This window comes from Mesorhizobium sp. B3-1-8 (assembly GCF_006439495.1).
Lineage (GTDB): Bacteria > Pseudomonadota > Alphaproteobacteria > Rhizobiales > Rhizobiaceae > Mesorhizobium.
In genome coordinates, this window is record NZ_VFTK01000023.1 from 41571 (window position 1) to 67765 (window position 26195).

A 26195-nucleotide genomic window follows, 5' to 3' on the forward strand; every position below is an offset into this window, starting at 1 on the left:
CAGCTGCCCGCTATTGAACATCTGACTTTTTATCGATAGCGATGTGCGCATTGGCACAGCAGCCGGGAGAAGCGCGTGGTGCGACCTAGACTGATGATTTTCGATTGCGACGGCGTTCTCGTCGACAGCGAGCCGCTGGCCGCCAAAGCCTATGAGCGCGTCTACGAGAAACACGGCATGCCCGGCGTGCATGGCGGCATCATCGCCCAATGCATCGGCATGAAGCAGTCCGACATCATCGTCAAAATCAAGGAACTGACCGGCCATCAGTTCCCTTTAGCCGCCGACGGCGATATCTGGGCCGAGACCAAGCTGCTGTTTTCCGAGGAGCTGAAGCCGACGCCGGGGATCGTGCCTTTCCTCGAAGCGCTTGCCGGCGACCGCTGCGTCGCCTCATCGTCGTCGGTCGAACGCATCAACCACAGCCTGTCGGTGACCGGACTGTCGCGCTTCTTCGGCGAGGCGATCTTTTCCTCCTCGATGGTGAAGAACGGCAAGCCGGCGCCCGATATCTTCCTCCATGCCGCCGAGAAAATGGGCGCGAACCCCGCGGACTGCATCGTCGTCGAGGATTCGCCGTTCGGCGTCCAGGGCGCGGTCGCGGCCGGCATGACCGCGATCGGCTATACCGGCGGCGGGCATACCTATCCCGGGCACAGCGCCCGACTGAGGGCTGCCGGCGCCGATTTCGTCTGCGCCGACTGGCACGAGGTTGCCCGGCAGTTGGTCGAGCTCGGCGTGCCGGCCTGAGCTAGCGGAGACTGGGGAAGCGACGACGGGTCCACTCACCGGGCGGCACCAATCCCCCCACGCGGAAGTTGAAGGACAGGACCCTCGTCGCATCGGCGTCGACCTCGCAGCGGAAGCTCAGATCGAACCATTGGGTTGTCGTGCTGAAGGCGGCTTGCGTGGGGTTGAGAACATTGCCCTGCTTCAGGGGAATGGTCGGCAGCCATTTCGGCGAATAGTCAGCACTTTGCAGTTCCTGATTCAGGACGTTGGCGCACAGATTGGCGACGCGCTGATCGCGCGGCACGTTCTCCATCGAGCTCGTGGCCAGCGCATTGCCGGTCGCACCCGGCGAGTAAAGCTTTCTGACACCCGGCAGGCCGGAATAGATCGGCGATCCCGCAACCTCGCTGTCGGCGGAGTTCGACCTTCCCGGGTTCACGCTTGGCGCTCTCAAGGCTCTTGCGGATTTGAACTTCATCGCCTTGGAGGGTTTAGGCTTTGCCTTTCCGGCTGAGGATCGAGCCGCGGGCTTGTCGCCGGACTCCGCAGTCAGTGGCTTTGGCGGCACGACCGCTTGCTGTTCGGTGGTTTGCGGCGGCGTCTCCTGTTTGTCGGGCTCCTGCTTATCGGCATCCTCAGTGGCCTGCTTCTCCTCGCTTTGCGCGGGTTTTTCGTCCGGCGCTGCGGTTGCCGGCTTCTCTTGAGGCTTGCTGGAATCCGCCTGCTGCTCGGACGTTGCAGGCGAAGCGGGCTGGCTGGGCATGGGCTTCGGCGCGACCGGCGGCTTCGCGGGCTCATTCTGGGCTGGCGACGGCGCGTTGGCTGGAGCGCTGCCTCCGTCGGCTGATTTCTCCGGGCCGGTATCCTTTTTGCCATATTCGAAAACGCGCTTCAGAACCTGATCGTCCGGCAGCTTCGGCTTCGGTGGTTCCGGAGGCGGTTTTTGTTCAGGTGGCTTTTCAGCCTTCTTTTCAGGCTTCGGCTCCGGCGGCTTGGGAGCGGGCTTCGGCTTGGGCTGCTCGGGCGGCGGCACGATCGCGACGTTGACCGGCTGTTCCTGCCGATCCGGCTGTTGGTAGGGTCTCGGCAAGCCAAAGAACAGGAACGCGGCGATCAAGGCATGCAGGAATAGCGATGCGGCCAAGGCCCACCGCCAATTCCGAAACCATTCCCGCATCTTGCCGTTCATTGCGCCCGATGTGGAACGAAATAGCGGCGGCTTCAAGCACTTGCCGGGATTCGCGCGAGCTGCCGCCCTGACAAGTCGGTGATCAAGGTGGATTCAGGCCTACAGGGATTTGCCTACACCAGCATGCCCATCGGGTTCTCGATCAAGCGCTTGAAGGCGCCGAGCAGTTCGGCGCCGAGCGCGCCGTCGACCGCACGATGATCGGTCGACAAGGTCACCGACATCACGGTGGCTATTCTGATCTCGCCCTTCTTCACCACCGCCCGCTCCTCGCCGGCGCCGACCGCCAAAATCGTCGCATGCGGCGGGTTGATGACCGCGGCAAAGTCCTTGATGCCGAACATGCCCAGATTGGACACAGCGGTGGTGCCGCCTTGATACTCTTCGGGCTTCAGCTTGCGGCTCCTGGCGCGGCTCGCCAGGTCCTTCATCTCGTTGGAGATGGCCGACAGCGTCTTTTCATCCGCATGGCGGATGATCGGGGTGATCAGGCCGCCGGGGATCGACACGGCGACGCCGACATCGGCGTGCTTGTGCTTGACCATGGCGCTCTCGGTCCAGGAGGCATTGGCGTCCGGCACCGCCATCAGCGCCATCGCCATCGCCTTGATCACCATGTCGTTGACGGAGAGCTTGTAGGCCGGGGCTTCGCCCTTGTCGGTCTTCCTCATCGGGGCTGCGGCATTGAGCTGCGTGCGCAGCGCCAAGAGCGCGTCGAGCTCGCAATCCAGCGTCAGATAGAAATGCGGGATGGTCGACTTCGCCTCGACCAGGCGGCGCGCGATCGTCTTGCGCATATTGTCATGCGGGACGAGCTCGTAGGAGCCTTCGGCGAACAGCTTCAGCACCTGGTCGTCCGACATCGGCTTGGCTGCGGGTGCCGGAGCGGATGGGGCTTCGACCGGAATCTCGGCGGCCGGCTGAGCAGGGGTGACTGCGCTTTTCGCGGCGACTGCGGCCTCAACGTCGGCGCGCACAACACGGCCGCGCGGACCGCTGCCTGTTATAGCCGAGAGGTCTAGATTTGCCTCACGGGCCAAGCGACGAGCAAGCGGCGTCGCGCGCGCGGCCGAGGGCGATTGGCTAATCTTCCCCCCTGTGGGGGAGATGGCCGGCAGGCCAGAGGGGGGCGCGACAGAATGAGAGATCGGAGGGACAGCGCCCCCCTCTGTCGACTGCGTCGACATCTCCCCCACGGGGGGGGAGATTGGAGTCTCGTTCTGCGCCGCCTCAGCCGAATACACTTCGTCATCGGCATAAATCCACGCCACCGGCTCGCCGACAGGGATGTCGACGCGCTCCTTGCCGGTGACGTTGCGCAGCGTGCCGCTGGCCGGCGCATCGATCTCCATCGCCGCCTTGTCGGTCTCGATCTCGAAGAGCACGTCGCCCTTCTTGACCTTGGCGCCCTCCTCGGCGAACCAGCGCGAGATCTGTCCGGTCGCCATGTCCATGTCGACCTTGGGAAGAATGACTTCGGTCGGCATCGTTCAGCGGACCCCTTTCACGAGGTCGTGGGCAGCAGTGATGATGTCGGGAACCTGCGGCACCGTCGCCTTTTCCAGGTCCGGATTGTAGGGGATCGGCGTCTCGGCGCCGCCGAGCCGCACGATCGGCGCGTCGAGATAGTCGAACGCCTCGCTCTCGGCGACGAGCGCGCTCACTTCCGCGCCGATGCCGAGCGTCTTCACGGCCTCGTAAACGCAGAGCAGGCGCGATGTCTTCTTCACGCTGTCGATGACGGCCTGCCTGTCGAGCGGCCGGATCGTGCGCAGATCGATCACTTCGATGTCGATGCCCTCGCCTTCCAGCACGGCCGCGGCGTCGAGCGCCTTCTGCACCATGATCGAGGTGGCGACGATGGTGAGATCGCGGCCTTCGCGGCGGATCTCGGCCTTGCCGATCGGAACGGTGTAGTGGCCTTCCGGCACATGGCCCTTCATCTTGTAGAGCAGCTTGTGCTCGAAGATCATGACCGGGTCCGGATCGGCGACCGCGGCAAGCAGCATGCCCTTGGCATCGTGCGGCGTCGCCGGCTGTATCACCTTCAGGCCGGGTACATGGCCGAGCCAGGCCTCGAGGCTCTGGCTGTGCTGGGCGGCGGCGCCCGTGCCGGAGCCGGCCGGGAAGCGCATCACCAGGGGCACCGAGACCTCGCCGCCGAGCATGAAGCGCATCTTGGCCGCCTGGTTGACGATCTGCTCCATGCCGAGCGTGGCGAAATCCGAGAACTGGAATTCGAAGATCGGCCGCATGCCGGTGACGGCGGCGCCCACCGCGACGCCGGCGCCGCCCAGTTCAGAGATCGGCGTGTCGATGACGCGGTCGCTGCCGTAGCGCTCGACAAGATCGCCCGTCACCTGGAAGGCGCCGCCATAGACGCCGATGTCCTCGCCCATCAGGAAGACGCGCTCGTCCATGTCCATGGCGATAGCCATGGCTTCCTGGATCGCCTGGGCGTAGCTCAATTCACGCACCACGGCGTCCATCACGCATGCTCCGTGTAAACGTAGTCCGCAAGGGCGGCGATGTCCGGTGCCGGGCTCGCCTTGGCGAACTCGATGCCGTCGGCGATCTCCTTGGCGACCGCGTCGCGGATCGCCTGGATGCCCTGGTCGTCGATGAAGCCGAAGTCACGCAGCTCAGTCTCGAACAGCGCGATCGGATCGCGGTTCGCCATCCAATCCTCAATCTCTTCCTTGGTGCGGTAGCGGTTGCGGTCGCTCTTGGAATGGCCGCGATGGCGGTAGGTCTTGGATTCGATCAGCGTCGGCCCCTCGCCCGCGCGCGCCCGCTCCACCGCCTTGAAGGACGCCTCGGCCACCTCGGAGAAGATATTGCCGTTGACGATGACGCCGGGCATCGAATAGGCGGCCGCACGCTCGGCGATGTTCTTCACCGCGGTCGAGCGCGCCGTCGAGGTCGACATGCCGTAGCCGTTGTTCTCGCACACGAAGATCACCGGCAGCTTCCAGATCGCCGCCATGTTCAGCGCCTCGTGGAAGGCGCCCTCATTGTTGGCGCCGTCGCCGAAGAAGGAAACCACGACCTTGCCGGTCTTCATCCTCTTGGCGGAAAGCGCGGCACCCACCGCGATCGGAATGCCGCCGGCGACGATGCCGTTGGCGCCGAGATTGCCCTTGGCGACGTCGGCGATATGCATGGAGCCGCCGCGGCCCTTGCAATAACCGGTGGTCTTGCCGAAGAATTCCGCGAACATCCGGCTGACCTCGGCGCCCTTGGCGATGCAATGGCCATGGCCGCGATGCGTCGAGGTGATCTGGTCGTCCTCGGCGAGCGGCATGCAGATGCCCATGGCGCTGGCTTCCTGGCCGATCGACAGGTGCATGGTGCCGTGGATGAGGCCGCGCATGTAGCACTCTTCGGCGCCCTCTTCGAAGCGGCGGATAAGGTACATCTTATGAAGCACCTCCCTGAGCTGCTCCGGACTGTACTGGCGATAGACGAAAGGCAGGTTGGCCCGGCTATCCACGACGGCCTTGCTGGCTCCAGCCATGATCACGCCTCCACAGCGCCGTAAACGAGCTTGTCCTGGCGGGCGCGCAGCTCGGCGATCTTCGAGCCCGGCGCGGGCGCCGCGTTGGCATAGGTGATGAGCTCGCCCTTCTTGATGGGCTGGGTGACGGAGCCGCCCTGCAGCAGGCCGCAGGGAACGGCGCGCGCCGCATGGGCCTCCGGGGCCGTCATGATCCAGGCGCGATAGCAATACTCACCGATGGCATCGAGCTTGTCGCCGGGCTTCAGATCCTTCTTGGCGACCGCGCAGACCTCGGCCACGGGCCTGGCCAGCGGCACCATGTCGGCCTTGCCGTAAAGCACGACCCGGGCGCAGGTCAGCGGCACTTCCAGCGAGGTCAGGTGATAGGGGCGATGGAAGGTGAAATACGGGCCCTTGCCCATCTTCAGGTCTTCCATGCGCTCCGAGATGCGCGGATGCGACATGTCGGCGACGACGAAGACGCCGGGCGCGACACCCTTGCCGATCGAGTAGTCGACGACGCCGACCTTCGACAGCACGCCGCCGTCCTTCTCGGGCACCAGCACCTTCGACAATTCGCCAAGCGTCGCCGCCGGACCGTGCATGCCGGGCTTGTCGGGGACCAGCCCGGTCGCGTTGGCGATCGCCGCCATCTCGACCATGGTCTTCGAACCGTCGACGAATTCGACCAGCATGCGCACATTCATATGCCGGCGCTTCGCCTCCTCCTCATAGTCCGGAGGCGTGGCGTCAATGTTGAGCGGGTTGTTCTTGCCCTTGCCCGCGGCAACGATCGGATGCCCCATGGCGGAGACGAACTCGATCAGTTCCATGCAGGAAGACGGCTCGTCGCCGGCGCCCAGCGAATAGGTGACGCCGAGGCGGTCGGCTTCGCTCTTGAGGTAGGCGCCAATGGTGACGTCGGCCTCGACATTCATCATCACCAGATGCTTGCCATGCTCCATGGCGCGCAGGCCGATCTCGGCGCCGACGGCCGGAACGCCGGTCGCGTCGATGACGACGTCGATGAGGTCATTGCCGATGACGAGGCTGGAATCGCTGGTGACGGCGATCTTGCCGGCCTCCATGGCCGAGGTCATCGCCGAAGCGTTGGAAACCTCGCGCGCATGGCCGGCTTCCTGGAAGGCAATATCGACGGCCTTGCTGGCCGCCGGCAGGTTGAGTTCCGAAATGGCGCCGATCTCGATGCCGGACATGTGGGCGACGCGGGTGACGATGTCGGTGCCCATTTCGCCGGAACCGATCAGGCCGATGCGGATGGGCTTGCCCGACTTGGCTCGTTCCTCGAGATCGCGGGCAAGGCCCGTCAACGAAATGTTGGATGCCATACCGTATTCCTCCCATATCGCACGCTGTTCGGTTGCTTGACCGGTATTGAACATATGTATTTCTGTCAAGACTAATGTCCAGAATTTGGCCATTGGTCGACGCTTTTCCAATTGCTCGAGGCGCAACGGCTAAAGGCACGGGCAGCGGGCGCCCGTACCGAACCAAATGGAAAGCGAGCGGCCGCGGCCGAACGTCGGTCAAAACCGCGCGACGGCCCTCGACGAACCATAAAAAGATATCTAGGCGGCAATTGTTACTGGCAAACGTCGACCCATACGGCGCCGACCAGATCGGCCATGCGCTGCGGCGTGATGCGCACCGCGGCATTGGTGGCGCCGGCTGCCGGAACGACCTCGCCGAAGGCTTTGAGCGACAGATCGCAATAAACGGGCAGCGGCGCCGGCAGGCCGAACGGACAGACGCCGCCCGGCGGATGGCTGGTGACTGCCAGCACCTCTTCGCCGCCGAGCATGCGCGGCTTGCCGCCCATCCTGTCCTTGAATTTGCGGTTGTCGAGCCTGGCGATGCCGCTGGTCACGACCAGCATGGTCTCGTCAGCGACGCGCAGGCAGATCGTCTTGGCGATCTGCGCCGGCGTGACGCCGTGCGCCTCCGCCGCCAGCGCCACTGTTGCGGAACTTGCTTCGGTGACGATGACTTCGACATCGGGCGCGTGCTCGGCAAGAAAGGCGCGGACCGATTCCAAGCTCATGGTGAATCCCTCGTCAGGTCTGTCGAACAGCAGCGCTCGGCGAATCGCATGGCATGGCGGTTATTGGCAAGAGCCAGTGCCTGCGCCTCGCAGGCACTAAAAAGCCCGCCGGGCCAACCCTCGGCGGGCTTCTGGATGGACGCTTTTGGCGTCTCTATTGCTGTGTGGGCCGATTCTCTGCGGACGGCATCCTGATCAATTCCTCTTCCGGCACTTGCAGCGCGGAAGCGATGCGCCGGAGCTTGGCGGGGTCGGCGTCCTTGCCGTCCTCGATGTCGACGATCTCGCCCACGGCCAGGCCGCAGGTCAAAGAGAGTTCCTCGATCGTGTATCCCCTCGTTTCGCGAGCGGCTTTCAACGGATTGAGGCCGGACGCGGCAATGATATCGTTGGAAACAGCGTTTCGTACGGTGTTGGGCATGGCAACTCCTTAAAGATGAAACAGGTCGGATGAAATGTGGGTGTTGCCTGAGACGGCGGGAGAATGCTCGTTAACAAATGATTTGCCAAGAGCACCCATACGGCGTCACGCCATCGTGAAGCTGCGTTTTGGCCGAATGCCTCGGGCCCCGTAGATGTAAGGCCGCTCGGCGCTCAATCAAGTTCTTTTGAAGATCCTCGACCGGATTCGCCGGCATTTTCGACGCCTCGATTCGTTAGCTCACCGTCACCGGCAGCCAAACCCGCGCGCCGGGCGTTTCACGGAAGGATCGAATGCCATGAATTTGAAATCGTTCGCAATTTTGCTTGGCGCCATCTCAAGCGTCGTCGGCGCGACGGAAGCGCAGGCGGCGTACGCCACACGCGTTCGAGGCACCGTCGTCGGCGTTGCCGGATCGACGCTCACGGTGAAGGACCGCGACGGCAAGACCGATGCGATCGCGCTTGCCGACGGCTGGAAGATCTCGGGCGTCGCCAAGGCATCGGCAGCCGATATCAAGCAAGGCGATTTTCTTGGCATCGCCTCGATTTCCAAGGCCGATGGCGGCAGCGGCGCGCTGGAAGTCGTGGTCTTCCCGGCGGCCCTGAAGGGCACGGGCGAAGGCGACCGCGACTGGGATCTGCAGCCCAACAGCCGCATGACCAACGGCACCGTCGCCGACGTCACCGAGATCGAAGGCCGTACGGTCACGCTCACCTATGACAACGGCCAGAAGAAGCAGATCGCGATTCCGCAGACGACACCGATCGTGACATTCGCCGCCGCCACGCCGGCGGATCTCACGCCGGGCATCGCGGTGTTCGTCAACGCCGAGCGCGGCGGCGACGGCAAGCTCGTGGCCAACCGGGTCGTGGTCGGGAATCACGGCATCGCGCCGCCTATGTGAGGCCAGGCGGCCGTATCCTTGGATTTCAAGGAGCGCAATCCTCGTCGGCCAGGGCGAGCGCGCGGCGCAAGAGTGTTCCCAGAAACAATCCAGAAACAAAAATCTACATTTGGGAAAAATTGTCGAAAAAAACCAGGAGGATAGTCCCTATCGCGAGGCTTGGGTCACCGATTTGCTCCGGTGAATCTCGGAAGGCCCGCGTAAAAAGGAAACGAAGTCATGAAGAAGTCCCTCCTCTCCGCGCTCGGGCTGGCTCTGGCCCTGGCGTTCACCATGCCGATCCTCGGCGCCACCAGCGCCGACGCGGCTCCGATGAAGAAGCATCACCATCATCGTCATCACCACAGGCATCATCACCGCCATCACCACCACCATCATCACCACCACAAGACGATGGCTCCGAAGAAGGCCTGATCCTTCCCTTCTGCCGATGGGAAGGCAGGCCTTCGCCGCCAGAGCGGACCAGTCTTCCCATCGGACTCTTCGGCTTAAACATCCGGTGATGCCGAACCGCACTCCGGACTGCGTCTAATGGGGCCTGCGCTGATCTTTCGGCCAGACACCGCCTGCTACTGGCGGTCGCCCGTGCCGTCGTCACGCTTCGCCATCCGGCCCTCGTTGCCCGCTTCGCCATGAAGCTCGGCTATCGGCCAAATCCCGCCGCCCCGACGCGCTATAACGAACTGACGCTGTGGCGAAAGATCGTCGACCGCAATCCGCGGTTCGTGACGCCGACCGACAAGCTGGCGGCGAAAGCGTATTATCCGCGCCGCCTGCCCCGAATTGCCGGTGGCGTGATGCGGGGCACCGATAAGTTTGACGGCTGACACAGACGTCGCCGGCCAAACGAAAAAAATCGCGCGGCATATGAACCTTTCCATTGGGGCCAGCACTAAGCGGTCATGGGCACCGCGAAGGTGCTCCTCAACCCAACGGGACGCCAGGACGGCGATCCCAACAACCAATGGAAGGAAATGCTCAAATGACCAACTTCAAGCGTATCAGCCTCGCCGCGGCTCTCGTCTTTTCGGCTTTCGGCTCGGTCCCGGCTCCGGCCTTTGCCGGCACCCATCCAACCGGCGACGGCGGCGCGGTCTGTAAGGGCCATGGCTCGTGCCTGGTGCTGCAGCTGGATTGCAAAGGCACCTATACCGATGCCACCGACAAGAACGGCACCTTCTACGGCAAGTGCAGTCAGGTCATGAAGGTCGATCCGAAGACGCGGCTCAAGCTCGCGAACTGATCGCTGTAGCCAAATGGCACGGAAATGGCGGCCGTCGAGGACGGCCGCCATTTCTGTTCATATCGCGTCGATCGATCAGCGCCGGCTGATAAGAAGGCCGGCAAGCAATCCGACCACGACCAGCCCGACGGCGGCGGCCGTCGCCGGATGATCTCGCGCCGTACGCTCAATAGCCCTGCCCCTGCGCCTTATTGCCGGCAGCGCCTCGTGGAGGCGATCGGCAAGTTGCGAATAATAGTCGGACGCCGCCTCGCGGCCATCCTCGTAATAGGCGTCGCCGCGCCTGGCCAAAACCTTCTTGAGATCGTGCAATTGTCGCGAAAGCGCCGCGACCTGCTTGTCGATATCAACGTCGGAGAGGGTCGAAAACGGTGCCATGCTTTTTGTCCTTCTCTTCGAGAAGGCCTAACGCATGGACGCAGAGCCAGTTCCGGCAGGCCGAGCGCGCGGCATCAAGTCGAATGACGACCGTTCAACGAACCTGGTCGAGCAGGCGCTTGCATTCCAGCAAGTCGAACAGCGCCTCCTGCAGCAAGGCGCGATTGTCACGCGACAATTTCGAGGCGTCTGGCTGTACCGGACCTTCGTCGTCGCTCTTGCCGAGGCCGAAGAAACGGCGGCTGGGCTTCACCTTCGGTTGGCCGACCAGCGCGTCTTCGTCGCCGCGCGGCTGCGCGGCCGCCGTCAGCGGCACCTGCTCGGCCTGGCGGCGCTGAGCGATCGCCTCCACGGCGGCCATGTCGCCATTGCCGATGGCGACCAGGAAATGGTTGCCGTTTTCGCGCAACAGTTTCTGCACACCTTTGATCGTATAGCCCTGATCGTAGAGCATATGCCTGATGCCCTTGATCAGCTCGACATCCTGCGGCCGGTAGTAGCGCCGGCCGCCGCCACGCTTCATCGGCTTGATCTGGGTGAAGCGCGTCTCCCAGAACCGCAGCACATGCTGCGGCAGATCGAGATCTTCCGCGACTTCACTGATGGTGCGGAAAGCGTCGGGGCTCTTGTCCATGGGCCAATCCTCCACACTGGACCGCGATCCGGCTCATGATGCCGAATCGTGCCTTATTTCAGCGATTTATGAAACGATATTCAAGCCCGACGTCAAAATGGCCGGCGGTTTTCAACCGCATTCGCCAGCAAACTATTTGCCGCCCTTGCCCTTGCTGTTCTGATGCGAGCGCAGGATCCGGCTCTTGAGCACGTTCGACGATTTGAACGTCATCACACGGCGCGGCAGGATCGGCACTTCCTCGCCCGTCTTGGGGTTGCGGCCGATGCGCTCGTTCTTGGAACGGACATGGAAGGTGGCGAAGGACGACAGCTTCACCGTCTCGCCGCGGACGATCGCCTCGCAGATCTCATCGAGGACAGCCTCGACGAGCTCCGCCGATTCAGTTCGCGACAAGCCAACCTTCCGGTAAACGGCTTCAGCAAGGTCGGCACGCGTAAGTGTCTTTCCCCCCATGCGACCGTCCCATCTGCTCGCAAAAACGTAAATCGATACAGGTAAAGGCAGAGCCTAAGTAATTGATCCGGCAAGGTCAAGAACCGAACCGGCGAGTTCGGCACTTACCAGCGGAGCAATACCGCGCCCCAGGTGAAACCTCCACCCATCGCCTCGAGAAGCACAAGGTCGCCCTTCTTGATGCGGCCATCCGCGACGGCCACCGACAAAGCGAGCGGCACCGAGGCAGCCGAGGTGTTACCGTGTAAATCGACGGTGACCACCACTTTCTGCTCGGCAATCCCGAGCTTCTTGGCGGAAGCGTCAATAATCCGTTTATTGGCCTGATGCGGCACGAACCAGTCGAGGTCCTCGGCTGTTATGCCGGCCTCGCTGAAGGTCGCCTCGATGACATCGGTGATCATGCCGACGGCATGCTTGAACACTTCACGGCCTTCCATCCTCAGATGACCGACGGTTCCCGTGGTAGAAGGACCGCCGTCGACGAAGAGCTTGTCCTTGTGCACGCCATCGGAACGCAGGCTCGCCGCCAGCACGCCGCGATCGGCAATCGCGCCCGCTCCGTCTGCCGCTTCCAGAACCAGCGCGCCGGCGCCGTCGCCGAACAGCACGCAGGTCGAGCGGTCGCTCCAGTCGAGGATGCGCGAGAATGTTTCCGAACCGATCACCAGGACGCGTTTGGCCAGGCCGCCCCGGATATAAAGGTCGGCGGTGGCGACCGCATAAACGAAGCCCGAGCACACCGCCTGCATATCGAAGGCAAAGCCATGATGCATGCCGAGCCGGTTCTGGATTTCGACGGCGGTCGCCGGGAACGTGTTGTTGGGCGTCGAGGTCGCCAGGATGATGAGGTCGATATCGGCGGGCGTCATGCCGGCGCTATCCAGCGCCGCGCGCGCCGCCGCCTCGCCAAGCGAGGCTGTTGTCTCGTCGTCGGCCGCGACGTGGCGTTGGCGAATGCCGGTGCGCTGAGCGATCCACTCGTCCGAGGTTTCGACCATGCCTTCGAAGTCGGCATTCTTCATGATGCGGCGGGGCAGCGCGGCACCGTTGCCGCGCACGACTGATCTGATCAAGGCTCTGTCCTATTCCTCGGCGTCGGCGACGCCGGATTTCCTGTTTGCCTGCGCGGTCGGGTTGCGCGCATGGAACAGATCGAGGTCGGCCTCGATCCGGTCAAGCAGATTGTTGCGCACCATGTCGTAGCCGAGTTCGACGGCGGCCGCGAAGCCGTCGGAATCGGCGCCGCCATGGCTCTTCACCACGATGCCGTTCAATCCCAGGAAGACGCCGCCGTTGGAGCGCCCGACATCCATCTTCTCGCGCAACCTGTCGAAGGCGCCCTTGGCGAAGACATAGCCGATCTTGGCCATGAACGTGCGGCTCATGGCGGCGCGCAGATAGCCGGCGATCTGCCTTGCGGTGCCCTCGGCGGTCTTGAGCGCGATGTTGCCGGCAAAACCCTCGGTAACCACCACGTCGACCGTGCCCTTGCCGATATCGTCGCCCTCGACGAAGCCGCGATAACTCATCGAAGCCATGTTGGCCTCGCGCAGCATGCGGCCGGCTTCCTTGACCTCTTCCTGGCCCTTGATCTCCTCGACGCCGACATTGAGCAGGCCGACGCTCGGCCGCTCGATGCCGAACACCGAGCGCGCCATACCGGTGCCCAGAATGGCGAAATCGATAAGCTGGTGCGCATCCGCGCCGATGGTGGCGCCGACATCGAGCACCACGCTTTCGCCGCGCGTCGTCGGCCAGAGCGCTGCGATCGCCGGGCGGTCGATGGTGGCCATGGTGCGCAGGCAGAATTTCGACATCGCCATCAGCGCGCCGGTGTTACCGGCCGAGATGCAGGCCTGCGCGCCGCCGTTCTTGACCGCTTCGACGGCCTTCCACATCGACGACTTCCAGCGACCATGGCGCAGCGCCTGGCTCGGCTTGTCGTCCATGCGCACCGCGATCTCGCAATGGACGAACTCGCTTATCTCGGCGAGTTTCGGGAACTTGGCGAGTTCGGGACGCACCACGTCCTCGCGGCCATAGATGACGAAGCGGATGTCAGGGCGGCGGATGGCGACCGTCATCAGCGCCGGGATGACCACGCTCGGTCCGTGATCGCCGCCCATGGCATCGATGGAAATCCTGATCACGTAGTGCTTTTCTCACGGGTTGCCTGGCTTGCGGCTGACGCCTGCCAGGGTAAGGGGGCTCGCGAAGGTTCGGCGAAAATAGCGGTTTTGCGCCTAGGCACAACCAACTTTTCCAAAATCCGGACCACTCTCAGGATTTTCCGAGCAGCGAACGCAGCTTTTTCTGGAATTCGCTTTCTTCGGATTGATCGTCGCCGGCGACGTCGAGCGAGGCTCCCGGCTTGCGCGGATAGGGGTCGATCGCCAGGCCGAAAAACTGTTCGGCCAGCGCGCCGACATCGATGGTGTCGCCGGAAAATATTTCCGGACTGTCCGGTCCGTCGGCGTCGAGGATCATCTCGCCGCCGCCCTCGAAACCCTCGCGCCCAAGCTTCGACTGCTCGGGCAGAAACAGCGCCTCGACGGGCTCGTCGATATGCGCGGTGACCGGATCGAGCGTGACGATGCAGGCCTGCGTGATGTCGGCCTCGACGCGACCGGTGACCTTGACGCCATTGCGCTTCCAGGAGGCCACAAGCAGTTCGGCGCGATAGTTTTCGACCGAAAGCAGTTCGTATTCGGCGGCAAGCGCCTCGCGCTGGCGCTCATCGGCCTCGACCAGGACAGGCAGGCCCTTTTGCGGCAGCCGTGCGACATTGGCGACAAAGGATACAGGGCTGCGCAATTCGTCGTCTTTCATCCCGGCCTCCTTCACGCGGCCCCGGCGGACGGGAACGCGGCGATGCCGGCGACGATCGATTCGGTCGGCTGCGCGGCAAGCTTCTGGCTAGCCTCGCAGACATAGTCCGCCAGCAGCGGCGCCTGCGGCCAGGGGCCGGAGTCCGGCCTGACGTTGCGGGCGAGCGCCGCCGCAAGCGCCACCCGGTCGTCTTCCTTGAGCGCGTCGTCATAAGCGGCCGTACGGCCGTAAAACATCTTTGCCAGCTTCTTCATGCGCTTGGGCACGCCGACATCGCTGATGCCAAGTTCGCGCAGCGAATGCTCGACATCGAGGAAGAACTCGTCGATCAGCACTTGCGCGACTTCGGCGGCCACACCTTGCTCGCCACGCAGCCGGTGTTGGACGAGATACATGTGCAGCGACAGCATCTCGAAGCGGCCGAGCGGCGTATCGGGCACATTCCAGTCGGAATAAAACACCGCTTGCCGCGCCGCCGCCACGATTCGTGCGTAGAGCGCGTCGGTGATAGCGCGGTTGGCATTGCGTTCGCGGCCAAAAAGGCGCTGGAACATTGAGGGCGGTCTCCCGGGGACCTGTTGTTTGATTTGGCCTTGTTGCATCGGCATGCAAGCTGGTTTACCGGTTTTGCGGCCCAGCGCAAGTTGCGGGGATGTGATGGAGAATTGTTGTTGGGTGCGCTGAAATTCAAGTCGTTCTTTGCGCCCGCCCCGTTGGGCGTGGCTTCGCTGCTGGTAGTGGTGTCAGCGCTTTCCGCCTGCAATTCGTCCAAGATGTTCGGCGATCTCCATCCGAGCGAAACGCTGACGAAAGGCTACGTCATCGACCAGCAGGCGATCGATTCGGTGCCGGTCGGGTCGAGCCGCGAGCAGGTGCTTTTGGCGCTGGGCACGCCGTCGACGACGGCGACCTTCGACAACGAGGCCTTCTACTACATCTCGCAAACGCGCAAGCGCTATGTCGCCTTCGACAATCCCCGCATCATCGACCAGCATGTGCTGGCGGTCTATTTCGGCGCCGACGGCCGCGTTACCCAGATCGCCAACTACGGCCTCAAGGACGGCAAGATCTTCGACTTCATCTCGAGGACGACGCCGACCGGCGGCAAGGACCAGAACTTCCTCAGCCAGATCATCAGCGGCGCCAGCAAGCTGGCGCCCGGCATCCCCGGCGGCGGCAGCGGCGGTACGCCTTAAGTCTATCGACGGCCTGCAGAACAATCAAACCCGCCGCCTAGCCGGCGGGGTTTTGTTTAGGTGCGGCCAAGACGCATACTTGCTTATATTCCGGCGTCCCCCTATCAATTTGCTGGGGATTGGGACCGGTCATGAGCAACAGCGATCGTACTGTGCCGCAAGGTTGGATGGCGACAGGCACGCCTGACCGGCAAACCGTGACACCTGACTGGCTTGTCGTCGAAGCGCCGACAATCGACGGCGTCGCGCTCAAGGAAATCCGACCTGTCGCGACTTCGACCGGCTACCTCACCGAGGTTTTTCGCGAGGAATGGGATCTCGACGGACTTCCGGTCGGACAGGTGTTTCAGCGCACGCTTTATCCCGGCGCGGTGACGGGATGGCATGCCCATGGCGTCACAACCGACCGGCTTTTTTGCTCGGTGGGCAGCGTTCGAATCTCGCTGTTCGACGGTCGCAAGGCCTCGCCGACATTCGGCACGGTTTGGCACAAGATTGTCGGAGCGGTCAGGCCCGCTATCGTCATCATTCCGCCCGGCGTCTGGCACGGTGTCGTCGCGCTCGGAGCGGAGACTGCTTTGGTGCTCAACCTCGTCGACAAGGCCTACGCCTATGACGCGCCCGACCATTGGCGCCTGCCGCCGGACACCGAACAGATCCCCTACAAGCTGGTGTAGCGTGGAACAGGCCGGTCAAGGCGCGGCGATCGGACCGATCGAACCGCTGGTCTCGGTCGTGATAGCGACGCACAATCGTCCGGCGGTGCTGCATCAAACGCTGAAGAGCCTCGTTGGCCAGACCCTGCAGGACTGGGAAGCCATGGTGATTGGTGATGCGTGCCGGCCGGACACCGCGACAACGGTTGCCGCTTTCGGCGACGCCCGCATCTCCTATATCGATCTTCCCGTGAACTTCGGCGAGCAGTCGGGGCCTAACAATATCGGCTTTGCCAGAGCACGCGGCCGTTTCGTTGCCATATTGAACCATGACGATCTCTGGTTTCCCGACCATCTGACGTCCATGAGCGGCTGGATCGACGCCACCGGCGCCGATGTGGTGATCGCCCGGGGTGCGGTCATCGAGTCGGCCGCGAGCAAAGGTTCCAGGCATATGATCCTCGGGACGGGGCGGCACGGCTTCTATGACCCGGTCACCACAGTCGGCTTCGGCTCCGCGCAAATGGTCCGGAGAACGTCGCTGCCAAGGCTTGGGCCATGGCGCCCGGCCAGCCAGTGCGTCTGCGAGAGTTCCCAGGACTGGCTGTTCCGTGCATGGCGCAACGGTGCGGTGATTGCGACAATGCCGCATCTGACCGTGCTCATGCTGCATTCGGGCAAGCGCGAAGACAGCTATGCGCGTGATACGGCGCAGGAGCAGGAAGAACTGATGAACGCGATGAGTTCGCCAGACGCGTTGCGCGTCAGGATTCTTGGCAACGCCGAGGAGCCGGCTCCCCTCAAGCGCTTCCGCTACCTCAAACGCAGGCTGCTGGCTGCCCTCGGCATACATCCGCGAGCGCGTTCCTTCCGCCGCCAATTTCGCCACGGCGCGTTCATTGCCATGCTGCGCCAGACTCGCGGCTTACCGCCAATGCCCGAACGCGAACCGGATGCCGAAGCGTTGCTGGCCCGCTATCGCCATGACAGCGAAAGGCCAGAGGCCGGTTGAGTGCCTCCCGGGGCGGAAAGCATGAAGGATGTCATGCCGAAAAACAAAGCCCGCGGGATCGCTCCCGCGGGCTTTGTCATGGAATAGCCGCCGCGATCAGCCGTGCGCGAGCACGGCGAGCAGGAGCAGCGCGACGATGTTGGTGATCTTGATCGCCGGGTTGACGGCCGGGCCGGCGGTGTCCTTGTAGGGATCGCCGACGGTGTCGCCGGTGACCGATGCCTTATGCGCCTCGGAGCCCTTCAGGTGCTTGACGCCGTCCTTGTCGGTGAAGCCGTCCTCGAACGACTTCTTGGCGTTGTCCCAGGCGCCGCCGCCGGAGGTCATCGAGATGGCGACGAAGAGGCCATTGACGATGACGCCGAGCAGCGAGGCGCCGAGCGCCGCGAAGGCCGAGGCCTTGGAGCCCGAGATCAGCAGCACGCCGAAATAGACGACGAGCGGCGCCAGCACGGGCAGCAGCGACGGGATGATCATTTCTCGGATCGCCGCCCTGGTCAGGATGTCGACGGCGCGCGCATAGTTCGGCTTCGAGGTGCCGGCCATGATGCCCTTGTCCTCGCGGAACTGCTTGCGCACTTCCTCGACGATGGAGCCCGCGGCGCGACCGACGGCGGTCATCGCGATGCCGCCGAAGAGGTAGGGAATCAGGCCGCCGAAGATCAGGCCGGCGACGACATACGGATTGGAGAGGTCGAAGGAGACCTCGCCCATGCCCTGGAAGTAAGGATACTTGTCGCCATTGGCGGCAAAGAATTTCAGGTCGTTCGAATAGGCCGCGAACAGCACCAGCGCGCCGAGGCCGGCGGAGCCGATGGCATAGCCCTTGGTGACGGCCTTGGTGGTGTTGCCGACAGCGTCGAGCGCGTCGGTGGAGTGGCGCACCTCCTTGGGCAGGCCGGCCATTTCGGCAATGCCGCCGGCATTGTCGGTAACAGGGCCGAAGGCGTCGAGCGCCACGATCATGCCGGCAAGGCCGAGCATGGTGGTGACGGCGATCGCGGTGCCGAAGAGGCCGCCGAGCTGGTAGGTGGCGATGATGCCGCCGACGATGACGATGGCAGGCAGCGCGGTCGATTCCAGCGAGACCGCGAGGCCCTGGATGACGTTGGTGCCGTGGCCGGTCACGGAAGCCTGGGCGATCGAGTTCACCGGGCGCTTGTTGGTACCAGTGTAGTATTCGGTGATCACCACGATGAGGCCGGTCACCAGGAGGCCGATGAGGCCACAGATGAACAGGTTCTTGCCGGTGATGGCGATGCCGGCGACATTGCCGACCTCGCCCCAGCCGACGGTGGCCGAAGTGGCGATGGCGAGACCGACGATCGACAAGAGCCCGGTGACGATCAGGCCCTTGTAGAGGGCGCCCATGATCGAGCCGTTCGACCCAAGCTTGACGAAGAAGGTGCCGACGATAGAGGTCAGGATGCAGGCGCCGCAGATGGCGAGCGGATAGAGCATCGACGCACCCAGCGCGGCCGTGCCGCCGAAGAAGATGGCGGCGAGCACCATGGTGGCGACGACGGTCACCGCATAGGTTTCGAACAGGTCGGCGGCCATGCCGGCGCAATCGCCGACATTGTCGCCGACGTTGTCGGCGATGGTGGCCGGGTTGCGCGGATCGTCTTCCGGAATGCCGGCCTCGACCTTGCCGACGAGGTCGCCGCCGACGTCCGCACCCTTGGTGAAGATGCCGCCGCCGAGACGGGCGAAGATCGATATCAGCGAAGCGCCGAAGCCGAGCGAAACCAGCGAGTCGATGACGACGCGGTCATTCGGCTGCAGGCCCATCGGGCCGGTCAATATGGCGTAGTAGATCGAGACGCCAAGCAGCGCCAGACCCGCCACCAGCATGCCGGTGATGGCGCCCGACTTGAAGGCGATGTCGAGGCCGGCAGCAAGGCTGTTCGAAGCGGCTTGCGCAGTCCGCACGTTGGCGCGCACCGAGACATGCATGCCGATGAAGCCGGCGGCACCCGAGAGCACCGCGCCGATCAGGAAGCCGATAGCGGCGGTGATCGAAAGCAGCCACCAGGCAAGCAGGAGAACGACGATACCGACGACCGCGATGGTCGTGTACTGGCGCGCCAGATAGGCCTGGGCGCCTTCGCGGATGGCGGCGGAGATTTCCTGCATGCGCTGATTGCCCTGATCGGACGCAAGGACCGAACGTGTCGCCCAGATGGCGTACAGAACTGACAGCAAGCCGCAGGCGATGACGGCGGTAATGATGGTCATTGCCGGATTTTCCTCGATTGTTGGCCCAAAAGAACCCCTCCCTGGGCCGTTGGAACGGAGATGGATGCCGCGCACGGATTCCACCCCTTGGCTAGGGTGTATGCGAAACAGGGCTTGGAACGTCAAGATATTGTTCGGTTTTTGCCCGGCTTTCGCCCAAAAGAAGAGGGCAGGAATTGTTGTGCCAGCGCAAGCTTGGAATTAGATCGATTGAAATGGCGCTGGGGCACATTCGCCAATCCGCAGACGTAGCGTTATTCCGCCCCCTGCCCCATGCGTCGCGCGGCGTAGCGTTCGACCGCCGACAGACCGTCATAGATCAGAACGGCAAGCGCGGCGACGATCAGGCCGCCCTGCAGCACGAAGGCAAGGTTGTTCGAGATCAGGCCGGCGATGATCACCTCGCCAAGCGTCTTGGCGGCAACGGTCGATCCGATGGTCGCGGTGGCGAGGCTGATGACGACCGAGAGCCGGATGCCGCCAAGGATCACCGGGGCGCTCAGCGGCAGCTCGACCTTCATCAGCCTTTGCCAGCCGGTCATGCCGGCGCCACGCGCCGCTTCCATGACGTTGCCGGGCAACGTGGTGAGCGCTGTCAGCGCGTTTTCGAAGATCGGCAGCAATCCGTAGAGGAAGAGCGCGATCAGCGTCGGCTTCTCGCCAAAACCGACGGCCGGCACGGCGAGCGCCAGCACGGCAACCGGCGGAAAGGTCTGGCCGATATTGACCAGGCTGCGCGACAAGGGCAGGAACTCGGCGCCGGCCGGCCTGGTGACCAGGATGGCGAGCGCCACGGCGACGATCGTCGCGGCCACCGTCGCGACCAGGACGATCCGCAGATGCTGCAAGGTCAGCGTCAGCAGGCTGCCCTGGTTGTAGATTGCCGGCGCGCCATTCTCGGTGAGGGGCTTCAGCAGCGGCTCGAACCAGTTGGGGCTGGTGATGAAGACCACCAGCACCACCAGAACGGCCAGCCTCAGCAGCGCGGGCAGCCAGGCTTTCATTGCGGCCTCGCCGCGCGCTTCACCAGGCTTTCGATGGTGACGCGGCCAATGAGCTTGCCGTCGGCGCCCTTCACCGGCAGCGCAGGGCGGCCCGACCACAACAGCTCGGCCAGCGCGTCGCGCTGCGTGGCCTCGCTGGGGATCGCCTCGCCTTCGGCGCCGCCCGGCTCCACGGCATCGCGCACAGGCCCCAGCGACAGCAGCCGGAACGGCCTTTCGCTGGCGCCGACCAGTGTCTCGACGAAATCGCTTGCGGGTCTCGCCAGGATTTCAGCCGGCTTGGCGTATTGCACCAGCTTGCCGGCATCCATGACGGCGATCTTGTCGCCCAAGTGCACAGCCTCTTCCATGTCGTGGGTGACGAGGATGATGGTGGTGCCGAAACGCTTCTGGATCGCCAGCAGATCCTCTTGCGCCTTGGTGCGGATGATCGGGTCGAGCGCGCCGAAGGGCTCGTCCATCAAAAGCACGTTGGGCTTGGCGGCCAAAGCGCGGGCGACGCCGACGCGCTGCTGCTGGCCGCCGGAAAGCTCATGCGGATAGCGCGGTCCATAGGCCTGGGGGTCGAGCTGGTAGAGTGTCATCAACTCGTCGACGCGCGCCTTGATGCGATCCCTGTCCCAGCCGAGCAGCAACGGCACGGTGGCGATGTTCTGCGCCACCGTGCGATGCGGAAACAGGCCGTGACCCTGGATGGCGTAGCCGATGCTGCGGCGCAGCTGATAGCCGGGCACCGAGCGGTTGTCGGCGCCGTCGAGCTTGATGACCCCGGAGGTCGGCTCGACCAGCCGGTTGATCATCCTGAGCAGCGTCGTCTTGCCGGATCCCGACGTGCCGACAATGGTGGCGATAGTTCGGGGTTCGATGATCATCGAAACATTGTCGACCACCGTCGTTTGGTCATAGCGCTTGGTGATGCCTTCGATCTCGATCATGCCGTTTCAACTGCCCTGCGCCTGGTGGCGGCCATTTCGATGACCGCGTCGAGGATAATGGCCGCGGCAAAAGCCAGCGCCACGGTGGGCAGCGCGCCGAGCAGCACGAGGTCCATCGCCGTCTGGCCGACACCCTGGAAAACAAACACGCCGAAGCCGCCGCCGCCGATCAGCGCGGCGATGGTGGCGAGGCCGATATTCTGCACCAGCACGATACGAATACCGGTCAGGATCACCGGAAAGGCGAGCGGGAACTCGACATCGAACAGGCGCTGGCGGTCGGTCATACCCATGCCGCGCGCGGCGTCATTGGCCGCGCGGGGTACACCAGCCAGCCCAACCACGGTGTTGGCCACCACCGGCAGCAAGGAATAGAGGAAGAGCGCGACAAAGGCCGGCGCGGTGCCGATGCCCCTGATGCCGATGGCGGCGGCGCCTGGCAAGTGCACGGCAACCCAGCCGAGCGGAGCGATCAGCAGGCCGAAGAGCGCGATCGACGGAATGGTCTGGATGATGTTGAGTACATTCAGCACGCCTGCCCGCAGTTTCTCGACGCGATGGCAAAAGATGCCGAGCGGTATGCCGACGATCACCGCGCCGGCCAGCGAGCCAAGCGCCAGCGTGACGTGCTTGGAGGCTTCGGCCCAGAAACTGTCGGCGCGGCCGGCATATTCCTTGAGGATGGAAAGGCTGTCCCAGCTTCCCGAGACGAGCAGCACGGCGATGGCAAGCGCTGCAAGCACGAGCACGCCGACGCGTGACCAGGGCGAAAGGTTCAGCCTGGTCAGCACATCGGCGAGGAGCAGAGTGAAGGCAAAGATCAGCAGCCAGAAACCGGACGCCGGAGCGACGCGGGCGAACGTGTTGCCGGCCGGTGTCAGGAAACTGCCGGCTACACCGATGAGGACGGCGAGTGCGGCGAGCGCCACGATGCTGGCGGCCAGCCTTAGGGTGAGCGGCGTCCGCAGCAAGGCGACGATGGCGGCCGCGATCACTATCGCCAGCAACAGCATGCCAAGCGTGGGCGGCAACGACTCGAGGATCGAACGCGCCTGCCCGGGTACGATGCGGTTGGCGCGGAACGTGGCAAAGGGGGCCAGGAAAGCGGCGTAGGCGACGATCGCGGCGATGACCACGCCGAGCTTGTCGAAACGCAGGGTCATGGCCTCCCCCTTGCGGCCTTGGCGGTTGGCGAAAGCCGGCGGGAGAACCGATCTCCCCCCTTGCGGGGGAGATGGCCGGCAGGCCAGAGGTGAAGGAACGCCAACCTTGGAATACGAGCTCGTTCAAAGGTAAACCCGCCGAAGGACTTTCCTTCGATAGGTTGAAAGGTCGGCGGGACAGCACCCTCCTCCGTCCTGCCGGACATCTCCCCCGCAAGGGGGGAGATCAGCAGTTCCGCCAACCGCACCTCTCCAGCTCGCACTTATTATGCCGCGATCTACTTCAAGAACCCGTTCTTCTTCAAAAAGTCCTCCGCCACGCCCTTGGCTGGCTCGCCGCCCAGTTGCACGCGGCCGTTGAGCTCCTGCAGCGTGACGAGGTCGAGCTTGGCGAAGACCGGCTTCAGCAGCGCCTCGATTTCCGGGTGCTGCTTCAAGACCTCTTCGCGGATGATCGGCGCCGGCTGGTAGACCGGCTGCACGCCCTTGTCGTCCTCGAGCACGACGAGGCCGGAGGGCTGGATGCCGCCATCGGTGCCATAGACCATGGCGGCGTTGGCGCCGTTGGTCTGGTTGGCGGCGGCTGCGATCGTCGCCGCGGTATCGCCGCCGGAGAGAGTGATCAACTGGTCGGGCTTCAGCGTGAAGCCATAGGTCGTCTGGAAGGCCGGAAGCGCTGCGGCCGAATTGACGAACTCGGCCGAAGCCGCGAGCACCACCTTGCCGCCGCCCGCGACGTATTTGCCGAAGTCCGTCAAGGTGACGAGCTTGTTCTCGTCGGCCACTTCCTTGCGCAGCGCGATCGCCCAGGTGTTGTTGGCCGGCGACGGCGACAGCCAGACGATCTTGTTGGCGTCGTAGTCCAGCTTCTTGGCGGTTTCGTACGCCTTGGCGGCATCCTTCCAGACCGGATCATCGGCCTTCTGGAAGAAGAAGGCGGCATTGCCGGTATATTCGGGATAGATGTCGATCTCGCCGGCGGTGATCGCCTTGCGCACCACCGGCGTCGCGCCGAGCTGGATGCGGTCCGTCGTCTTGATGTTGTTGGCGTTGAGCACGAGCCGGATGATGTTGCCCAGCACCCCGCCTTCCGTGTCGATCTTCGAGGAGACGACTACCTGGGCGTTGGCCGAGGCGGTGGCAAGGCCGAGCGCGATGGCAGCTACGGCGAGCTTTCCGATTGAAAACATTGTGAAATCCCTTGCTATGAACCGAGGATCCGGTGGCCGCATATGAGCACGGCTATAACGGCCAGTCGGGGTACACGGTTTCATAAGTAGGGGGATCAGCGCAATATTTTTGTTCCCCGCGCGAGGCCGGTGCCCGGCCCGGTCCCGACAGCGTAATGTCAGTTGGCGGCACGCAAGCCCTGCAGCTTGAGCGTGCCAAGCGCCAGGAAGCAAAGCACTACGACCGGGAAAACGATCCAGTTCAGCATGGTCCAGCCCCAGGCGTTGTAGATCGCGCCCGACATCAGCGAGGCAAAGGCGACGGAGCCGAACAGGACAAAATCATGGAAACCCTGGACCTTGCTCTTCTCGGAGGGCCGGTAGCTGGCCGCGACCATGGCGGTCGCGCCGATGAAACCAAAATTCCAGCCGAGGCCAAGCAGGATCAGTGCCGTCCAGAACTGCCACAGCGCCAGGCCGGAAAGCGCCACGGCGCCGCAGCCGATGAGCAGGACAAGACCAGTGGCAACGATGCGCTCAGCGCCGAAGCGGTGGATCAGCGAACCGGTGAAGAAGCTCGGCCCGAACATGGCCATGACATGCCAGGAAATGCCAAGCGTCGCATTGTCTTCCGACAGGCCGCAGCCGACCATGGCGAGCGGCGCGCCGGTCATGACGAAGCTCATCAGCGCGTAGCTGCCGACGGTGCAGAACAACGCGGCGACGAAACGCGGCTGGGTGACGATTTCGATCAGCGGGCGGGCGTCGCTTGCAGCGGTTTCAGAGACGGCGTCGGTCCGCGAGGAAACGCGCAGGAACGACAGGATGAGCGCGCCGACCGCCGCCAGGGGCAGGATCGAGGCGAAGGATCCCGCAAACATCACCGGGGCGAGCAATTCGCGCGTGTAGATGACGATCTGCGGCCCGAGGATGGCGGTGATGATGCCGCCCGCCAGCACGAAGGAGATGGCGCGCGCCTTGAATTCGGGTGGCGCGTTGTCGGCGGCGGCGAAGCGGAACTGCTGGACGAAGGCGCCGCCGACACCGATGACGCAGAGGCCGAAGGCGAACAGCCAGAAGCTCGCCTGATAGAGCGCGAGCGCCGCGACCAGGCCGCCGAGCGCGGTGACTATGGTGCCGATCATGAAGCCGCCGCGATGGCCGAGGCTGCGGATGATGGCGGCAGCCGGCAAGGCGCCGAGCGCCACGCCGATGTTGAAGCCGGTGACCGGCGCGGTGGCCAGGGATTTGTCGGGACCGAGCAGATATTGTCCGGCCAGCGCGCCGAGCGAAATGGCGATCGGCGCGGCCGAACCGACGATCGCCTGCGCGGCGGCAAGGAGCACCGCCGTGCGACGCCCTTCCCTGCCGGCCTCGGCGACCCCGGCCGTTGCGGCTGTCATGAAGCGTCCTTGCCACGCCCCTCGCCGCGAACCCGGCGCGAGACGCGATCAAGAACGGCGTTGACCAGCTTCGGCTCGTCTTCCTCGTAGAACGCCTTGGCGATGTCGACATATTCGGAGACGATGACGGCCACCGGCACATCCTCGCGCTTCATCAATTCATAGACGCCGGCGCGCAGAATGGCGCGCAGCGTCGAATCCAGCCGCGACAGCGGCCAATCCTCGGTCAGCGCCTGGCGGATGACGGGGTCGATGGTCTTCTGGTTCTCGACGACGCCGGTCAGGATGGCGCGGAACCATTGCGCGTCGGCCTCGCGATAGAGCGCGCCATCGACTTCCTTGCCGAGGCGAAAGGTCTCGTATTCGGCCGTGATCTCGAAAACGCCGCTGCCGGCCACATCCATCTGATAGAGCGCCTGGACGGCGGCAAGACGGGCGGCGCCGCGCTTGTTGACGTGGCGCACCGCTCCGGTCGAGGCGGGCTCGGTCACGATTGGGCTCCGAATTTCTCTTTGAGCGCGATCATGGTCAGCGCCGCGCGCGCGGCGAAGCCGCCCTTGTCGCCTTCGGTCTTTCGCGCACGCGCCCATGCCTGCGCGTCGTTTTCTGTGGTCAGAATGCCATTGCCGATCGCGATCGCCTCCTGCACCGAAAGATCCATGAGCGCGCGGCTCGATTCATTGGCGACGATGTCGAAATGGTAGGTGTCGCCGCGGACGACGGTTCCTAGCGCGACAAAACCGTCGTAATGCGTGCCGCCTTCGGCCGCGCCATCGAGCGCGAAGGTGATGACAGCAGGTATTTCGAGCGAGCCAGGAACCGTGACGACGTCATAGGTGGCGCCGGCCTCGTCGAGCGCGCCGGTCGCGCCTTCGAGCAGCGCGTCGGCGAGATCGTCGTGAAAGCGCGCTTCGACAATGAGCAGATGCGCCTTCGCCTTCGGGCGAATGAACGCTTTGCCGTGTTGGGATGTGCCTGCCATAAAAGTCTCCGGGGGGTTGCCGGTGACTTAGGCCGAAGCCAGGTTTATCGCAAGCGGAAGATTGGCGGACCGACACCAACGCTG

Annotated in this window: 30 protein-coding genes; 8 read left to right on the top strand and 22 right to left on the bottom strand. The window is 63.9% G+C overall.

The window, feature by feature from the left end; genetic code table 11:
- The first annotated feature begins 75 nt into the window (after positions 1-75).
- On the top strand, positions 76-750 hold the full coding sequence (locus FJ424_RS21135; RefSeq protein WP_140658572.1) for an HAD family phosphatase: 675 nt from the start codon (positions 76-78) through the stop codon (positions 748-750).
- 1 nt (position 751) lies between these two features.
- On the opposite strand, the gene FJ424_RS21140 is transcribed toward FJ424_RS21135, so the two are convergent.
- From FJ424_RS21140 to FJ424_RS21170, 7 genes are all read right to left on the bottom strand, one after another.
- Positions 752-1921: a DUF930 domain-containing protein gene (locus FJ424_RS21140; RefSeq protein ID WP_140658574.1), complete on the bottom strand. Its 1170-nt coding sequence runs from the start codon at positions 1919-1921 to the stop codon at positions 752-754.
- 113 nt (positions 1922-2034) lie between these two features.
- Positions 2035-3408 (bottom strand): pyruvate dehydrogenase complex dihydrolipoamide acetyltransferase, encoded by a 1374-nt coding sequence (locus FJ424_RS21145; RefSeq protein WP_140658576.1) that lies wholly within the window; start codon positions 3406-3408, stop codon positions 2035-2037.
- Positions 3409-3411: 3 nt separating this feature from the next.
- Complete coding sequence (locus FJ424_RS21150; RefSeq protein ID WP_140658599.1) at positions 3412-4410, bottom strand: alpha-ketoacid dehydrogenase subunit beta; 999 nt, start codon at positions 4408-4410, stop codon at positions 3412-3414.
- Positions 4410-5438 carry a thiamine pyrophosphate-dependent dehydrogenase E1 component subunit alpha gene (locus FJ424_RS21155; RefSeq protein WP_140658578.1) on the bottom strand — a complete coding sequence of 343 codons (1029 nt, stop codon included), beginning with the start codon at positions 5436-5438 and terminating at the stop codon, positions 4410-4412. The genes FJ424_RS21150 and FJ424_RS21155 overlap by 1 nt, the downstream gene beginning before the upstream one ends.
- Positions 5439-5440: 2 nt before the next feature.
- Positions 5441-6769, bottom strand: a complete 1329-nt coding sequence (locus tag FJ424_RS21160) for an NAD(P)H-dependent oxidoreductase (RefSeq protein ID WP_140658580.1) — start codon at positions 6767-6769, stop codon at positions 5441-5443.
- A 254-nt stretch (positions 6770-7023) separates the two neighbouring features.
- Positions 7024-7482 (bottom strand): YbaK/EbsC family protein, encoded by a 459-nt coding sequence (locus FJ424_RS21165; protein ID WP_140658582.1) that lies wholly within the window; start codon positions 7480-7482, stop codon positions 7024-7026.
- Between the two features lie 154 nt (positions 7483-7636).
- Positions 7637-7903 carry a helix-turn-helix transcriptional regulator gene (locus FJ424_RS21170; protein ID WP_140658584.1) on the bottom strand — a complete coding sequence of 89 codons (267 nt, stop codon included), beginning with the start codon at positions 7901-7903 and terminating at the stop codon, positions 7637-7639.
- Positions 7904-8201: 298 nt separating this feature from the next.
- On the opposite strand from FJ424_RS21170, the gene FJ424_RS21175 reads away from it, so the two are divergent.
- From FJ424_RS21175 to FJ424_RS21190, 4 genes are all read left to right on the top strand, one after another.
- Entirely contained in the window at positions 8202-8810 is a 609-nt protein-coding gene (locus FJ424_RS21175) for a hypothetical protein (protein WP_140641459.1), read from the top strand.
- Positions 8811-9029: 219 nt separating this feature from the next.
- On the top strand, positions 9030-9224 hold the full coding sequence (locus FJ424_RS21180; protein WP_140641457.1) for a hypothetical protein: 195 nt from the start codon (positions 9030-9032) through the stop codon (positions 9222-9224).
- Positions 9225-9442: 218 nt separating this feature from the next.
- Complete coding sequence (locus tag FJ424_RS21185; RefSeq protein WP_140658586.1) at positions 9443-9637, top strand: hypothetical protein; 195 nt, start codon at positions 9443-9445, stop codon at positions 9635-9637.
- A gap of 155 nt (positions 9638-9792) precedes the next feature.
- The gene (locus FJ424_RS21190; protein WP_140658587.1) at positions 9793-10053 is read left to right on the top strand and encodes a hypothetical protein; all 261 of its coding nucleotides are present in this window, start codon (positions 9793-9795) and stop codon (positions 10051-10053) included.
- Positions 10054-10128: 75 nt separating this feature from the next.
- Here FJ424_RS21190 and FJ424_RS21195 read toward each other — a convergent pair whose 3' ends face one another.
- The 7 genes from FJ424_RS21195 to FJ424_RS21225 form a co-directional block, all read right to left on the bottom strand.
- The gene (locus FJ424_RS21195; RefSeq protein WP_140658588.1) at positions 10129-10431 is read right to left on the bottom strand and encodes a DUF883 family protein; all 303 of its coding nucleotides are present in this window, start codon (positions 10429-10431) and stop codon (positions 10129-10131) included.
- Between the two features lie 94 nt (positions 10432-10525).
- Positions 10526-11065, bottom strand: a complete 540-nt coding sequence (locus tag FJ424_RS21200; RefSeq protein WP_042640150.1) for a MerR family transcriptional regulator — start codon at positions 11063-11065, stop codon at positions 10526-10528.
- A 132-nt stretch (positions 11066-11197) separates the two neighbouring features.
- Complete coding sequence (locus FJ424_RS21205; protein ID WP_023815657.1) at positions 11198-11521, bottom strand: integration host factor subunit alpha; 324 nt, start codon at positions 11519-11521, stop codon at positions 11198-11200.
- A 104-nt stretch (positions 11522-11625) separates the two neighbouring features.
- Positions 11626-12597 (bottom strand): beta-ketoacyl-ACP synthase III, encoded by a 972-nt coding sequence (locus FJ424_RS21210; RefSeq protein ID WP_140658589.1) that lies wholly within the window; start codon positions 12595-12597, stop codon positions 11626-11628.
- A 9-nt stretch (positions 12598-12606) separates the two neighbouring features.
- Positions 12607-13674, bottom strand: a complete 1068-nt coding sequence (gene plsX / locus FJ424_RS21215; protein WP_140658590.1) for a phosphate acyltransferase PlsX — start codon at positions 13672-13674, stop codon at positions 12607-12609.
- 130 nt (positions 13675-13804) lie between these two features.
- Positions 13805-14353 (bottom strand): DUF177 domain-containing protein, encoded by a 549-nt coding sequence (locus FJ424_RS21220; RefSeq protein WP_140658591.1) that lies wholly within the window; start codon positions 14351-14353, stop codon positions 13805-13807.
- An 11-nt stretch (positions 14354-14364) separates the two neighbouring features.
- A complete protein-coding gene (locus FJ424_RS21225; protein ID WP_140658592.1) occupies positions 14365-14907 on the bottom strand; it encodes a ubiquinol-cytochrome C chaperone family protein in 543 nt (180 codons plus the stop codon).
- A gap of 117 nt (positions 14908-15024) precedes the next feature.
- Between FJ424_RS21225 and FJ424_RS21230 the strand changes: the two genes are divergently transcribed.
- From FJ424_RS21230 to FJ424_RS21240, 3 genes are all read left to right on the top strand, one after another.
- Complete coding sequence (locus tag FJ424_RS21230; protein ID WP_140641443.1) at positions 15025-15549, top strand: outer membrane protein assembly factor BamE; 525 nt, start codon at positions 15025-15027, stop codon at positions 15547-15549.
- A gap of 131 nt (positions 15550-15680) precedes the next feature.
- Positions 15681-16226 (top strand): dTDP-4-dehydrorhamnose 3,5-epimerase family protein, encoded by a 546-nt coding sequence (locus tag FJ424_RS21235; protein ID WP_226891823.1) that lies wholly within the window; start codon positions 15681-15683, stop codon positions 16224-16226.
- Position 16227: 1 nt separating this feature from the next.
- Positions 16228-17217: a glycosyltransferase family 2 protein gene (locus FJ424_RS21240; protein ID WP_140658593.1), complete on the top strand. Its 990-nt coding sequence runs from the start codon at positions 16228-16230 to the stop codon at positions 17215-17217.
- 96 nt (positions 17218-17313) lie between these two features.
- On the opposite strand, the gene FJ424_RS21245 is transcribed toward FJ424_RS21240, so the two are convergent.
- From FJ424_RS21245 to ribH, 8 genes are all read right to left on the bottom strand, one after another.
- Complete coding sequence (locus FJ424_RS21245) at positions 17314-19455, bottom strand: sodium-translocating pyrophosphatase (protein WP_140641439.1); 2142 nt, start codon at positions 19453-19455, stop codon at positions 17314-17316.
- 254 nt (positions 19456-19709) lie between these two features.
- The gene (locus FJ424_RS21250) at positions 19710-20459 is read right to left on the bottom strand and encodes an ABC transporter permease (RefSeq protein ID WP_140641437.1); all 750 of its coding nucleotides are present in this window, start codon (positions 20457-20459) and stop codon (positions 19710-19712) included.
- Positions 20456-21394, bottom strand: a complete 939-nt coding sequence (locus FJ424_RS21255) for an ABC transporter ATP-binding protein (protein WP_140658594.1) — start codon at positions 21392-21394, stop codon at positions 20456-20458. Before FJ424_RS21255 ends, FJ424_RS21250 begins: the two co-directional genes overlap by 4 nt.
- Complete coding sequence (locus tag FJ424_RS21260; protein ID WP_140658595.1) at positions 21391-22557, bottom strand: ABC transporter permease; 1167 nt, start codon at positions 22555-22557, stop codon at positions 21391-21393. Before FJ424_RS21260 ends, FJ424_RS21255 begins: the two co-directional genes overlap by 4 nt.
- A gap of 278 nt (positions 22558-22835) precedes the next feature.
- The gene (locus tag FJ424_RS21270) at positions 22836-23747 is read right to left on the bottom strand and encodes an ABC transporter substrate-binding protein (protein ID WP_140659087.1); all 912 of its coding nucleotides are present in this window, start codon (positions 23745-23747) and stop codon (positions 22836-22838) included.
- A gap of 158 nt (positions 23748-23905) precedes the next feature.
- A complete protein-coding gene (locus FJ424_RS21275; RefSeq protein ID WP_140659088.1) occupies positions 23906-25129 on the bottom strand; it encodes an MFS transporter in 1224 nt (407 codons plus the stop codon).
- Positions 25126-25620, bottom strand: a complete 495-nt coding sequence (nusB, locus tag FJ424_RS21280) for a transcription antitermination factor NusB (RefSeq protein WP_140641427.1) — start codon at positions 25618-25620, stop codon at positions 25126-25128. The genes FJ424_RS21275 and nusB overlap by 4 nt, the downstream gene beginning before the upstream one ends.
- Entirely contained in the window at positions 25617-26111 is a 495-nt protein-coding gene (ribH, locus tag FJ424_RS21285) for a 6,7-dimethyl-8-ribityllumazine synthase (protein ID WP_140641425.1), read from the bottom strand. The genes nusB and ribH overlap by 4 nt, the downstream gene beginning before the upstream one ends.
- Positions 26112-26195 lie beyond the last annotated feature (84 nt).